Annotated in this window: 18 protein-coding genes; all 18 read left to right on the forward strand. The window is 50.0% G+C overall.

What is annotated here, in order from left to right; genetic code table 11:
• Window positions 1–109 precede the first annotated feature (109 nt).
• Window positions 110–397 (forward strand): VRR-NUC domain-containing protein, encoded by a 288-nt coding sequence (locus tag HDCHBGLK_RS12940; protein ID WP_039909436.1) that lies wholly within the window; start codon window positions 110–112, stop codon window positions 395–397.
• Window positions 394–1758 (forward strand): DEAD/DEAH box helicase, encoded by a 1365-nt coding sequence (locus HDCHBGLK_RS12945; protein WP_004605789.1) that lies wholly within the window; start codon window positions 394–396, stop codon window positions 1756–1758. The genes HDCHBGLK_RS12940 and HDCHBGLK_RS12945 overlap by 4 nt, the downstream gene beginning before the upstream one ends.
• A gap of 85 nt (window positions 1759–1843) precedes the next feature.
• On the forward strand, window positions 1844–2305 hold the full coding sequence (locus HDCHBGLK_RS12950; RefSeq protein ID WP_004605788.1) for a hypothetical protein: 462 nt from the start codon (window positions 1844–1846) through the stop codon (window positions 2303–2305).
• 129 nt (window positions 2306–2434) lie between these two features.
• Window positions 2435–2809 (forward strand): HNH endonuclease, encoded by a 375-nt coding sequence (locus HDCHBGLK_RS12955; protein WP_004605787.1) that lies wholly within the window; start codon window positions 2435–2437, stop codon window positions 2807–2809.
• A 410-nt stretch (window positions 2810–3219) separates the two neighbouring features.
• The gene (locus HDCHBGLK_RS12960; RefSeq protein WP_004605786.1) at window positions 3220–3759 is read left to right on the forward strand and encodes a P27 family phage terminase small subunit; all 540 of its coding nucleotides are present in this window, start codon (window positions 3220–3222) and stop codon (window positions 3757–3759) included.
• The gene (locus tag HDCHBGLK_RS19030) at window positions 3760–3918 is read left to right on the forward strand and encodes a hypothetical protein (RefSeq protein WP_004605785.1); all 159 of its coding nucleotides are present in this window, start codon (window positions 3760–3762) and stop codon (window positions 3916–3918) included. It begins immediately after the preceding gene.
• Complete coding sequence (locus tag HDCHBGLK_RS12965) at window positions 3918–5171, forward strand: site-specific DNA-methyltransferase (protein ID WP_004605784.1); 1254 nt, start codon at window positions 3918–3920, stop codon at window positions 5169–5171. The genes HDCHBGLK_RS19030 and HDCHBGLK_RS12965 overlap by 1 nt, the downstream gene beginning before the upstream one ends.
• Before the next feature lie 185 nt (window positions 5172–5356).
• A complete protein-coding gene (locus HDCHBGLK_RS12970) occupies window positions 5357–6199 on the forward strand; it encodes a virulence protein (protein ID WP_174722016.1) in 843 nt (280 codons plus the stop codon).
• On the forward strand, window positions 6183–6401 hold the full coding sequence (locus HDCHBGLK_RS12975; RefSeq protein ID WP_039909426.1) for a DUF4314 domain-containing protein: 219 nt from the start codon (window positions 6183–6185) through the stop codon (window positions 6399–6401). Before HDCHBGLK_RS12970 ends, HDCHBGLK_RS12975 begins: the two co-directional genes overlap by 17 nt.
• A gap of 189 nt (window positions 6402–6590) precedes the next feature.
• A complete protein-coding gene (locus HDCHBGLK_RS12980; RefSeq protein ID WP_039909425.1) occupies window positions 6591–7541 on the forward strand; it encodes an amidoligase family protein in 951 nt (316 codons plus the stop codon).
• 100 nt (window positions 7542–7641) lie between these two features.
• Window positions 7642–8115: a gamma-glutamylcyclotransferase family protein gene (locus HDCHBGLK_RS12985; RefSeq protein WP_039909423.1), complete on the forward strand. Its 474-nt coding sequence runs from the start codon at window positions 7642–7644 to the stop codon at window positions 8113–8115.
• Window positions 8102–8308, forward strand: coding sequence for a hypothetical protein (locus HDCHBGLK_RS12990; RefSeq protein ID WP_004605779.1), 207 nt, complete (start codon window positions 8102–8104; stop codon window positions 8306–8308). The genes HDCHBGLK_RS12985 and HDCHBGLK_RS12990 overlap by 14 nt, the downstream gene beginning before the upstream one ends.
• Entirely contained in the window at window positions 8305–8589 is a 285-nt protein-coding gene (locus tag HDCHBGLK_RS12995; RefSeq protein WP_004605778.1) for a hypothetical protein, read from the forward strand. Before HDCHBGLK_RS12990 ends, HDCHBGLK_RS12995 begins: the two co-directional genes overlap by 4 nt.
• A 126-nt stretch (window positions 8590–8715) precedes the next feature.
• Window positions 8716–9021, forward strand: a complete 306-nt coding sequence (locus tag HDCHBGLK_RS13000) for a hypothetical protein (protein ID WP_233440682.1) — start codon at window positions 8716–8718, stop codon at window positions 9019–9021.
• 54 nt (window positions 9022–9075) lie between these two features.
• Window positions 9076–9309 carry a hypothetical protein gene (locus HDCHBGLK_RS13005; RefSeq protein WP_004605776.1) on the forward strand — a complete coding sequence of 78 codons (234 nt, stop codon included), beginning with the start codon at window positions 9076–9078 and terminating at the stop codon, window positions 9307–9309.
• Window positions 9310–9430: 121 nt separating this feature from the next.
• Window positions 9431–9580, forward strand: a complete 150-nt coding sequence (locus HDCHBGLK_RS18830; RefSeq protein ID WP_154648383.1) for a hypothetical protein — start codon at window positions 9431–9433, stop codon at window positions 9578–9580.
• Window positions 9537–11144, forward strand: coding sequence for a terminase large subunit (locus HDCHBGLK_RS13010; RefSeq protein WP_039909422.1), 1608 nt, complete (start codon window positions 9537–9539; stop codon window positions 11142–11144). Before HDCHBGLK_RS18830 ends, HDCHBGLK_RS13010 begins: the two co-directional genes overlap by 44 nt.
• Before the next feature lie 102 nt (window positions 11145–11246).
• The gene (locus tag HDCHBGLK_RS13015) at window positions 11247–11543 is read left to right on the forward strand and encodes a hypothetical protein (protein WP_004605774.1); all 297 of its coding nucleotides are present in this window, start codon (window positions 11247–11249) and stop codon (window positions 11541–11543) included.
• Window positions 11544–11558 lie beyond the last annotated feature (15 nt).

The following is an 11558-nucleotide window of genomic DNA, read 5'->3' on the forward strand; positions in this document are numbered from 1 at the left end:
AAAGAAGAAGAAAAGAAAATATAGGAATGGGCGTATGTATATGCGTATATACGCGCGTATAGAAAAAAACAGGTTGTTGTCCATCCTTTTGTCCAGAAAGGAATACGGAATGCGTGAGAAACAGATTGAGCAGAAGCTGGTGCGGGAGGTAAGGAAACGCGGCGGTATCTGTCCGAAGTTTACCTCTCCGGGCTTTGCCGGGATGCCGGACAGACTGTTGCTCCTGCCTCATGGCAGAATGGCTTTTGCAGAATTGAAAGCGCCTGGATGCAGGCCAAGGCCACTCCAGGAGGCAAGGCATAAATTATTGGCGCGTCTCGGCTTCCGGGTGTATGTCATTGACAGCCCGGAGCAGATAGAAAAAATTATGGCAGAGATGGGAGGTGAAGCAAAATGAAGTACGAACCACATGAGTATCAGAAATATGCCACGGGGTATATTGAAACACACCCCATTGCGGCGGTGCTTTTGTCGATGGGGCTTGGCAAGACGAGCATTACCCTGACCGCTTTGAACGATCTGCTGTTCGACCGCTTTGAGATTCACAAAGCCATCGTGATTGCGCCTCTCCGTGTGGCACGGGATACCTGGCCGGCAGAGATTGAGAAATGGGACCACCTGAGTAACCTGATCTATTCCGTGGCTGTGGGAACAGAGGCGGAACGGCTGGCGGCGCTGAGACGGCAGGCAGACATTTACATCATCAACCGGGAGAACGTGCAGTGGCTGGTAGAGACAAGCGGCATCCCCTTTGATTACGACATGGTGGTGGTCGATGAGTTATCTTCTTTCAAGAATCACCAGTCCAAGCGGTTCCGTGCCATGATGAAGGTACGGCCGAAGGTGGGACGGATCGTGGGACTGACCGGGACGCCCAGCAGCAACGGGCTGATGGACCTGTGGGCTGAGTTCAAGTTGCTGGATATGGGACAGCGGCTGGGGAGGTCCATCGGCCAGTACCGCACTCGGTTTTTCCTGCCGGACAAACGCAATGGGCAGGTGGTGTTTTCCTACAAGCCCCTTCCAGGGGCGGAGGAACAGATCTACTGGCTGATCTCTGACATCACGATTTCCATGAAATCCACAGATTACCTGCAGATGCCACAGTTCGTTTCCTCTGGCTATGAGGTGTATCTCTCTGAGGAGGAAGTGCAACGGTATGTTTCCTTCAAGCGGGATCTGCTGCTGCAGCTCCCAGACGGGGAAATCACCGCCGCCAATGCTGCGGCCCTTTCCGGGAAACTCTCCCAGATGGCGAACGGCGCGGTGTACACGGATGACGGAGAGACCATCGCCATCCATGACCGGAAGCTGGATGCCCTGGAGGATATCATCGAAAGCATGGGAGGAAAGCCGCTCCTGGTGGCTTACTGGTTCCGGCACGATCTGGAACGGATCGCGGGGCGGCTCCATAAGCTGAAGATCCCGTTTTCCAGGCTGGATTCTTCAGAAAGTATCCACAGATGGAACGCCGGGGAACTTCCGGTGGCCTTGATCCACCCGGCATCGGCGGGACACGGGCTGAACCTTCAAAGCGGAGGCTCCACCCTTGTGTGGTTTGGACTGACCTGGTCCCTGGAACTTTACCAGCAGACTAACGCCCGCCTCTGGCGGCAGGGGCAGCAGTCCGATACCGTGGTGGTCCAGCATATCATCACGAAAGGCACGATTGACGAGCGGATCATGAAAGCCCTGTCGGAAAAGGACACCACACAGGCTGCGTTGATCGAAGCTGTAAAAGCGGATTTGAAAATCTGAGCCAAGCCATGAAAACAAGAGCCAATCAAAGACAATCTGTGAAAATCCGGGGGAAATAAAAAATCTTTGATTGGAGGTGCCGGGTATGAGCATTATCTGGAAGTATCTTGATAAACGGTCGGCTGCTGTGGACGCATTGAAGGATTACGGCAGCATGAAATTTATTATCGGCCACACGGATGACGAAATCAAAAACGCCTATGAGAAAATGGAAGGCATCAGCAGCCCGCAGCTTGACGGGATGCCTCACAGCCATAATCCGCAGGCTTCAGAGGAGAGGATCGTCAAGGGCATTGAGGAGATTGATGTTTTGAGGGAGCGATACCGGCAGGCAGTAGAATACATGGCGTGGTTCGTTCCAGCCTGGGAAGAACTGACGGAGGATGAGCGGTATGTGCTGGAAGCGTTCTATGGTGAGGACAACCAGTACGGAAGTAATGCCGCTGACGATGTGGCAGACTATTTCCAGATTGAACGGGCTTCCGCATACCGCAGGAAGAACCGGGCGCTGGAGCGTCTGACCATCCTCCTGTTTGGAAAAACTTGATGTCCACTTTGTGAGATGAATTTTCCATTTGGACATGGTACGATAGTAACATCGAAAACTGCATAAAGACATCCAGCCTCATGGGAGAAATCCTGTGGGGCTTTCTTTATGCCTGGAGGAGGTGAGCCGATGCCAAGGAAACCAAAGCGGCCGTGTTCCTACCCCGGCTGTCCCAAGCTGACGGATGGCAGGTTCTGTGAGGAACATCAAAAGCTGGAGAACCAGCGTTACGAAAAGTACGGCCGGGACCCAGCAGCCAAGCGCAGGTACGGACGAGCATGGAAACGCATCCGTGACCGGTACATGAATGCACACCCGCTTTGTGAGCAGTGCCAACGGGACGGCAGGCTCGTCAAGGCGGAGCAGGTGCATCACATCAAGCCTCTGGCAGAGGGTGGGACACATGAGGAAAATAATCTGCTTTCCCTGTGCAAAGAGTGCCATGCCAGAATTCATGCAAAACGGGGTGAACGATGGAATAAAAAAAGGACCACTAAAAAGTGATCCAGGATAGACGGAGTGCGGAGGATTCGAACCTCCATGCGCGCCTCGAACTATTGCCTTTAAGGAGACAGCCTCGGCCACTCCGCAAGCGCACACTATACCCGCACGTAAACTGTTTTTAGACATTTTGTGTCCCCCTCTCATTGCTATATAAATCTGTTCTAACATCAATGATAGAGTGAGTATGTCAACTGGAACTCCAAATGCATAAAGCATTAAGGCAATAAGTCCTTGCATATTTGGTACAAAATTTACAGATTTAGTATAGCGTTTGTCGCAAATTTAGTCAAGCCAGGGGCGGTCAAAATCTCTACGGCAGAGCGGCCGGGGAACGGGCGCGGGGTCAAACGCGCAAAAATAGAAAATCAAACGGTGTATTAACCCCTTTCGTGAATTGAGGTGAGGAAACCATGGCGAAAGACGGTACGAACAGGGGCGGTGCGCGGGTCGGCTCTGGCAGAAAACCCAAGGCACTGGCGGATAAGATCAGCAAAGGTACATCCGTCATGGTCATGGAGCTGCCGGAGCCGCCTGCATTTGAGGGTGCGGATGTACCGCCCATCAAAGAATATCTGAAAGCGAGACAGAAAAACGGCAAGGACCTCTGTGCGGCGGAGGTGTATGAGGAAACGTGGAAATGGCTGAAGGAGCGTGGCTGTGACAGGCTGGTCAATTCCCAGCTTGTGGAGCAGTACGCCATGTCGGTGAGCCGATGGATACAGTGCGAGGAATGTATTTCTGAGTATGGTTTCCTGGCAAAGCATCCCACCACAGGAAATGCGATTGCATCCCCTTATGTTTCCATGAGCCAGACGTATATGAAACAGGTCAACCAGATCTGGTACCAGATTTACCAGATTGTCAAGGAAAACTGCTCGGTGGAGTTTAGTGGCAATACCCCGCAGGATGATGTGATGGAGCGGCTGTTAAGGACGCGGAAAGGAATGTAGATGAAAACAGAACTAACACAGTTTTTGGATACGCTGAAATTCAATAAAAAGAATCTGACCCGTCAGCAGTATCGCACCATCCGTGGCCAGGCGTTGAAAGGTGATGTGATGAATGCCAGAAAAGGGCTCCAGAAGGTATTGAAACGGAGGTGTGGCTGATGGGAAAGACAACAACGGAGATGCAGCTTGTCCAACTGGGAAAGCTGGTGCCCTATATCAACAATGCCCGGACACATTCGTCGGAGCAACTTACCAAGCTACGCTCGTCTCTGCGGGAGTTTGGGTTTATCAATCCTGTCATCATTGATCGGGACTATAACATCATTGCCGGACACGGCCGGGTACTGGCGGCGAAGGAAGAAGGCATTATGGAAGTTCCTTGTGTGTTTGTGGATTATCTTACTGAGGCACAGAAGAAAGCCTATATCCTGGCGGACAACCGTATGGCATTAGATGCCGGATGGGACGAGGAACTGCTGCGGATTGAGATTGAGTCTTTGCAGGGTGAGGATTTTGATGTGTCACTGACAGGCTTTGAGGAGCAAGAACTTGCGGATCTGTTTGCCACAGAAGGTGACAAGGCGGCAAAGGATGATGATTTTGACCTTTCTGCTGCATTGGAGAAGGCGTCTTTTGTAGAGCGGGGCGATCTGTGGATCGTGGGCAGGCACCGGCTGCTGTGTGGAGACGCTACCCGGACGGAGGATGTGGAAAGACTGATGGACGGGAAAAAAGCCAACCTGATCGTGACCGATCCTCCCTATGGTGTTTCCTTCAAGAGTTCTGATGGTCTGACCATCCAGAACGACAGTATGAAGGACGAGGAATTTTACACCTTCCTTCTAACTGCATTTCAGTGCATGGCAGAGCATTTGGAGAACGGCGGCTCCGCTTATGTGTTCCATGCGGATACGGAAGGACTAAACTTCAGGAAGGCGTTCATTGACGCCGGGTTTCACCTGGCGGGTGTGTGCATTTGGGTAAAGAACAGCCTTGTGCTTGGCCGCAGCGATTACCAGTGGCAGCATGAGCCTGTTCTTTTTGGATGGAAGAAAGGCGGCAAACACTCCTGGTACTCCGACCGCAGGCAGACCACCATCTGGAACTATGACAAACCGAAGCGGAACAAGAACCATCCAACTTCCAAACCGCTGGATCTGCTGGGGTATCCTATCTGTAATTCCTCCCAGGAAAACGCTATCATTCTGGATACCTTTGGTGGCAGCGGCTCTACGCTGATGGCCTGTGAGCAGTTAAACAGGATCTGCCATATGATGGAACTGGATGAAAAGTACGCTTCCGTTATTCTGCGCCGGTATGTGGAAGATACCGGGGATAAAGAGAATGTATATGTGATCCGTGGGGATGAGCAGATTCCCTACTCCGCACTGGTGAAGGAAGTGGAGGTGTGATGGATGCTATATATCCATAGTAGGAAGTTCGGCATCTCCCACAGAAATACACCGTAATTTAGGTATTGTGTACTACTTACAATTTCCAGACGATATGTTGTGACATATTTTGCTGTGGATTTGCTTGCTATTTCTTCCGTTCAGAGTAATTAATGTAGTACCGAAAATAAAGGAGGTACATGGATATGCGAATTGAATTTCACAGAACCGGAGTAGAAAGAAAAGCATTGGTAACGGCTTTGGGTGAGATTTTGGAGACCAGACCAAAGTACAAAGGAATGCCGAGCGCAGCCTATGAGGTTGGAGATTTCACAGTAACGAAGGATGGCACTTTGGAATTTGACGACACTCTTGATGATGCAATACTGGAAAATCTTCTGGAGCGGCTGGCCAATTACGGAATTGCTGCAGCAGCACCAGAAATGGCGCAGACTTGGCTTGACGCAAGGGCGGCGGAATTATCCGAAGAAAGCGGAACTGAGCCGCAGGAGGAAAACGTGGGGCTTACCGTGGAAATTCCGCTCGACAAAGTGGCGGTGGGAAACCTCACCAAGCTGCTGGATGCCAAAGGGAATTTGATACGGAAAGCCCTGGGTATCACTGACCTTCGCATCGAGGTGCTGGATGACCGGGTGGTATTCCCCTGGTTTTCTCAGGTGGATGCAGACTCCGCATCCGCCTACACCCACTTCATTTCTGCTCTCTGCGAGATGAGCAAGAATGCAAAGCGAGTAACAGCAACCGAGAAGCCAGTGGATAATGAGAAATACGCTTTCCGGTGTTTTCTTCTGCGGCTTGGATTTATTGGGGCTGAGTACAAGATGGAGAGAAAAATCCTTTTGAAAAACCTTTCTGGAAATTCGGCATTTAAAACCAAGGTAGACGTTCTTCAGCCAGAACCGATACCATCCGCTATGTATGTAGCTGCCGATGAGCCCCCCGATCTGACGGAGGCTTTACTGGACGAGATATTAATCCAACAAGTCAATCATGAGATGGAGGATGATAGAAATGAAATTTCCGAGTAGAGAAATTGTGGAGCGTGTCCGTAGAGAATACCCCACAGGAACACGGGTGGAATTGATCCGGATGGATGATCCACAAGCGCCACCCACCGGAACAAGAGGGACAGTGGCAGGGGTGGACGATACGGCCTCCATTATGGTCCGATGGGATAACGGCTGCGGTCTCCATGTAGTTTACGGGGAGAATGAATGCCGAAAACTGTAACTTTGAGCGTATGTCCGATGGGTAAATTTTTGTGGATTTATAAGGACAGGGCGGCATAAATTACACAATTTCTACCCCAGATCCTTGTGTAATATATGCCTTCAAATTGACTTGCTATTATCCTCTTTTAGAGCGAATATGTGTACACCGAAAGGGAAAACAAACAAAACGAAAACGGAGGATTACACCATGAATGAGAAAATCGCAAGGCAGATTGAGGAAATGAAAAAACAGACCATCGGGGTTGAGGTAGAGATGAACAACATTACAAGGGAAAAAGCGGCAAAGATAGCAGCCAGATTTTTCGGAACCGGCAGGTATGAAAACACAGCACGGCGCAACGGATACTGCACCTGGTCGGCCTGGGACGCACAGAACCGTGAATGGAAGTTTCAAAAAGACGTCAGTATTGAAGGACCGGAAAGTGAGGAGTGCGAACTGGTTACCCCGATCTTGACTTATGCGGATATGGAATCTCTGCAGGAACTGATCCGGCAGCTTCGGCACGCAGGCGCAAAGAGCGATGCCTCCAGGGGCTGTGGAGTCCACATCCACATCGGAGCCAAAGGCCATACGCCGCAGACACTCCGCAACCTTGCGAATATTATGGCAAGCCATGAGAGCCTGATCGCAGACGCGCTGAACCTCGACCGGGGACGGATGAGACGATACTGCCGGACGGTTGATCCCCGATTTTTGGAAACCCTGAACCGGAAGAAGCCGAAGACCATGTCAGCACTGGCAGACATCTGGTACACTTCCCACGGGGAGGATTACGGGAGAAACCACCATTATAACGGCAGCCGCTACCATATGCTCAACTATCATGCGACTTTCACAAAAGGGACCATTGAATTCCGGCTTTTCCAATTTGATGCGCCTACTGCAGAACGCCGGGGCGGGCTTCATGCCGGACAGCTTAAGAGTTACATCCAGCTTTGCCTGGCTCTCAGCCAGATGGCGAAGACGGTAAAAACCGCAAGTCCCAAACCTCAGCAGAATGAGAATCCAAAGTATGCCATGAGGACTTGGCTCCTCCGGCTTGGATTTATCGGGGACGAGTTCAAAACTGCAAGGGAGATCCTGACCAAGAGACTGGCTGGCGATACCGCTTTTAGAAATGGCAGAGCCGCTGTTTGAAGGAACCGCAGGAGTTAGCCTCCTGCCACCTTTCCCCTGGCCGCTTCGGCGGTCTTAAGGTGGTAGAAGGGTAACCCCTTCGGAAAGGATGGATACCAGAATGAAAAAAAGATACTACATCGCTTATGGCAGCAACTTAAACATCCGACAGATGCGGATGCGCTGCCCTTCTGCAAGGCTCATCGGGACTTCTGAGATCCCAGATTATGAGCTGCTTTTTAAAGGCAGCCGCACCGGCTCCTATCTGACCATTGAGCCGAAAAAAGGCAGCCGGGTTCCGGTGGCAGCCTGGGAAGTGACTGCGGAGGATGAGCAGGCCCTTGACCGATATGAGGGTTTCCCCACATTTTATTACAAGGCGGAAATGAAGCTGCCCATTAAAGGAATCCGGAGCGGTAGAATACGGCTGAGAGACACCTTTGTGTACATCATGCATGAGAACCGACCCTTTGGTGTGCCAAGCCGATTTTATACGGCCACCTGCCTGGAAGGTTACCGGAGTTTTGGATTTGATGAAACGTATTTACTTGATGCCATAAAAACCAGCAGGAGGATGAGCCATGAAAGAAAATAATATCACCAGGATTAAGATATGCCCGCGGTGCGGAAAACCATACCATGATGTTCCAGCACTTTCCAGAATGGATAACGAAACGCTGATCTGTCCGGACTGCGGCACCAGGGAGGCACTGGAAAGTATCGATGTTGATCAGGCAGAACAGGATGAAATCCTCGCCATTATTCATCGGACCAGGAGGGGATTATGAAACGAGAGATGTTAAAAGGCATCTGGGAAGATGCGGCTGAAAAATTCGAAAATAGTTTTGCTCCAGATATCCTTGGATATTGGTATTCTCGTTATTGTGGTGGTGAAATGATTGATTTGAAGGAAGTTCTGGAAGATGTGCAACAGGAATGCCCATCTATTCTAAGAATACAACTTAATCCATATGCGGCGATTCTGAAAACAGAAGAAGGAAATCTGAGAATTCGATATTGGAAGAAAGGAAGATTGATCGGGCACTCATATTTTCCGGAGAAAATATAGGATAAAATACACAGTTTCTTGGAAAATAATTGTGTAGATTATGCTCCGAAATAACTTGATAATATTCGCATTCAGAGCGAATATGTGTACTACCAAAAGGAAAACGAAGAAAACGGAGGTACACAGATGAAAGGATATTTTGCAAGAAAACTAGAAACGATGGAGGATCTGGAAAGAGCAAAGGAATGGGGCGAGGCTCAGGAGATCCGGGTAGTCGCAGAGGTTACATTAGCTAAAAAAGAATACGATAGGTTCCGGGAAAACCTTATAGAGGATTACGGATTTATCAGCCAGCATACGCAGAAAACCGGAGTGGAGGATGGGCAGTTTTTATGCATCCTTGTTAGGAAAGCCGGAACGAAGCATACAGCAATCGCCGTAGAGAGCGATGGCTACGATTATACCAGATACGCAGCTTTGGTACGGATTTAAAAGAACTTGTACTTTAAGCGCGGACGAGTGGATAAACAAAGGAGGCATCGGTTTATGAAACTTAGATTATTTAAGGTGACCTACAAGGAATGGAACCATACTTTTTCCGGTAAGAATTGGAGAGAAATGCTCGCAGTCGGTAGGGATGCAAAGGATGCGATTTCCAGGGCAAGAAAAGAAGCAGATAAGGATGCGACAGACTTTGAGGCTTGGGAGATCACAAACATTATGGGATATAAAATTGCAGTCGGGGAAAAGGTTCTCCAAAAAAAAGTAAATAAAAAATAGGATTCTTTCATAATTGAATATTCCAGAGTACGGAAGCCGCCAGGCTTCTGTATCTCTTTGCAATCGATTGGCGGCTTGCCACAGGGCAGGCCATTTTTATGTCCGGGAGGAGGTGTGGTAAATGGCGAAATTCTTGATTGACCGGACGCAGCTCCCCTATGATGCCATGGTGGCAGATCCGTCCTGGCTGGGAGTGGTTGAAGAAGAAAAGAAAGGGGATGCCGCCGATGGCGATACGGAAACTGAAGAAATACAAACCAACGAAGTTTAAGGCAAAGGACTCCGTATATAGTCAGGAGATGGCAGACTATGCGGTGGCTTTTATTGAGTGCCTCTGCCATACCAAAGGTACCTGGGCGGGAAAGCCCTTCGAACTGATCGACTGGCAGGAACAGATCATCCGGGATCTTTTTGGAACGCTGAAACCCAATGGGTACCGGCAATTCAATACGGCCTACATTGAGATCCCGAAGAAACAGGGAAAATCGGAACTGGCGGCGGCTGTGGCTCTGCTGTTGTGCTGTGGGGACGGGGAGGAACGGGCCGAGGTATATGGCTGTGCCGCCGACCGGCAGCAGGCGTCCATTGTCTTTGAGGTTGCGGCCGATATGGTGCGGATGTGTCCGGCTCTTTCCAAACGGGTAAAGATCCTGGCATCACAGAAACGGATCATCTACCAGCCGACCAATTCCTTTTACCAGGTGCTGTCAGCGGAGGCGTATTCCAAGCATGGGTTTAATATCCACGGTGTGGTCTTTGATGAGCTGCATACCCAGCCGAACCGGAAACTTTTTGATGTTATGACAAAGGGCTCCGGGGATGCCAGGATGCAGCCCTTGTATTTTCTGATCACGACAGCGGGAACGGATACCAACTCGATCTGTTATGAGACACACCAGAAAGCGAAAGACATCCTGGAAGGCCGAAAGATTGACCCGACCTTTTATCCTGTGATCTATGGGGCGGAAGAATCCGATGACTGGACAGACCCGAAGGTGTGGAAGAAGGCAAATCCATCATTGGATATTACAGTTGGCATCGACAAGGTGAAGGCTGCCTGCGAATCGGCCAAGCAGAACCCAGGGGAAGAAAATTCCTTCCGGCAGCTTCGTCTGAACCAGTGGGTAAAACAGGCGGTACGCTGGATGCCGATGGAGAAGTGGGATGCCTGTGCATTTCCCGTTTCTGAGGATGACCTGGAAGGCCGGATTTGTTATGGCGGTCTGGATCTTTCTTCCACCACGGATATCACTGCGTTTGTGCTGGTGTTCCCTCCGGAGGATGAAGATGACAAATACTGTGTTCTTCCCTATTTCTGGGTGCCGGAGGAAACGCTGGAGCTGCGTGTGCGCAGAGACCATGTTCCATATGATGTATGGGAGCGGCAGGGATACCTGCAGACTACGGAAGGAAATGTGGTGCATTACGGATATATTGAGAAGTTCATTGAAAGTCTGGAGGAACGGTTTAATATCCGTGAGATTGCCTTTGACCGCTGGGGAGCCGTGCAGATGGTGCAGAACCTGGAGGGCATGGGCTTTACAGTTGTCCCCTTCGGGCAGGGCTTTAAGGATATGTCCCCTCCTACCAAAGAACTGATGAAGCTGACGCTGGAGCAGCGGATCGCTCATGGCGGGCATCCTGTGCTGCGGTGGATGATGGATAACATCTATATCCGCACAGACCCGGCAGGAAATATTAAAGCGGATAAGGAAAAATCTACAGAGAAGATTGACGGAGCTGTTGCCACCATTATGGCTTTGGACCGTGCGATCCGCTGTGGAAATGATAAAAGTGCTTCGGTGTATGACAGCCGGGGCCTTTTGTTTCTCTAAGGGTTGTTGCTATTTACCGGTCTGTACCCGGTATCTTTGGTGGTATCTGGTATGGCTATTTTGCAGGAAATCCTTTATCCTTGCCGGTAAAGGAGGTGGCACATGGACAGTGAAGATTTTAAGGCAATGCTTGTGACAGAACGGATGCAGATGCACTACGGGGAATTCCGAAAGGAAAATCCGGCAGAACCGGCAAAGATCCATCGGGAAGATCAGATCGAATGGGCATTTGAGCGTGTCGTAGAAAAGTTAGATACTAAGAGCCAGAAAATCTTAAGGGACTATATCAATGCAATCAGTGCAGACCTGTCGGAAGAAAATGAGTTATTCTATCGGGCGGGAGTCTGGGATGGCGTCAACTTGGATCGTCTGGTAAAAGAAATGAAGGAAAGCAAATAAACAGAACAAGCAGTA

This window comes from [Clostridium] scindens ATCC 35704, assembly GCF_004295125.1.
Lineage (GTDB): Bacteria > Bacillota > Clostridia > Lachnospirales > Lachnospiraceae > Clostridium_AP > Clostridium_AP scindens.

Excerpts from the sequence above, each read along its gene's own strand:
- HDCHBGLK_RS12940 (WP_039909436.1), top strand. The coding sequence starts at position 110 with ATGCGTGAGAAACAGATTGAGCAGAAGCTGGTGCGGGAGGTAAGGAAA.
- HDCHBGLK_RS12945 (WP_004605789.1), top strand. The coding sequence starts at position 394 with ATGAAGTACGAACCACATGAGTATCAGAAATATGCCACGGGGTATATT.
- HDCHBGLK_RS12950 (WP_004605788.1), top strand. The coding sequence starts at position 1,844 with ATGAGCATTATCTGGAAGTATCTTGATAAACGGTCGGCTGCTGTGGAC.
- HDCHBGLK_RS12955 (WP_004605787.1), top strand. The coding sequence starts at position 2,435 with ATGCCAAGGAAACCAAAGCGGCCGTGTTCCTACCCCGGCTGTCCCAAG.
- HDCHBGLK_RS12960 (WP_004605786.1), top strand. The coding sequence starts at position 3,220 with ATGGCGAAAGACGGTACGAACAGGGGCGGTGCGCGGGTCGGCTCTGGC.
- HDCHBGLK_RS19030 (WP_004605785.1), top strand. The coding sequence starts at position 3,760 with ATGAAAACAGAACTAACACAGTTTTTGGATACGCTGAAATTCAATAAA.
- HDCHBGLK_RS12965 (WP_004605784.1), top strand. The coding sequence starts at position 3,918 with ATGGGAAAGACAACAACGGAGATGCAGCTTGTCCAACTGGGAAAGCTG.
- HDCHBGLK_RS12970 (WP_174722016.1), top strand. The coding sequence starts at position 5,357 with ATGCGAATTGAATTTCACAGAACCGGAGTAGAAAGAAAAGCATTGGTA.
- HDCHBGLK_RS12975 (WP_039909426.1), top strand. The coding sequence starts at position 6,183 with ATGAAATTTCCGAGTAGAGAAATTGTGGAGCGTGTCCGTAGAGAATAC.
- HDCHBGLK_RS12980 (WP_039909425.1), top strand. The coding sequence starts at position 6,591 with ATGAATGAGAAAATCGCAAGGCAGATTGAGGAAATGAAAAAACAGACC.
- HDCHBGLK_RS12985 (WP_039909423.1), top strand. The coding sequence starts at position 7,642 with ATGAAAAAAAGATACTACATCGCTTATGGCAGCAACTTAAACATCCGA.
- HDCHBGLK_RS12990 (WP_004605779.1), top strand. The coding sequence starts at position 8,102 with ATGAAAGAAAATAATATCACCAGGATTAAGATATGCCCGCGGTGCGGA.
- HDCHBGLK_RS12995 (WP_004605778.1), top strand. The coding sequence starts at position 8,305 with ATGAAACGAGAGATGTTAAAAGGCATCTGGGAAGATGCGGCTGAAAAA.
- HDCHBGLK_RS13000 (WP_233440682.1), top strand. The coding sequence starts at position 8,716 with ATGAAAGGATATTTTGCAAGAAAACTAGAAACGATGGAGGATCTGGAA.
- HDCHBGLK_RS13005 (WP_004605776.1), top strand. The coding sequence starts at position 9,076 with ATGAAACTTAGATTATTTAAGGTGACCTACAAGGAATGGAACCATACT.
- HDCHBGLK_RS18830 (WP_154648383.1), top strand. The coding sequence starts at position 9,431 with ATGGCGAAATTCTTGATTGACCGGACGCAGCTCCCCTATGATGCCATG.
- HDCHBGLK_RS13010 (WP_039909422.1), top strand. The coding sequence starts at position 9,537 with ATGGCGATACGGAAACTGAAGAAATACAAACCAACGAAGTTTAAGGCA.
- HDCHBGLK_RS13015 (WP_004605774.1), top strand. The coding sequence starts at position 11,247 with ATGGACAGTGAAGATTTTAAGGCAATGCTTGTGACAGAACGGATGCAG.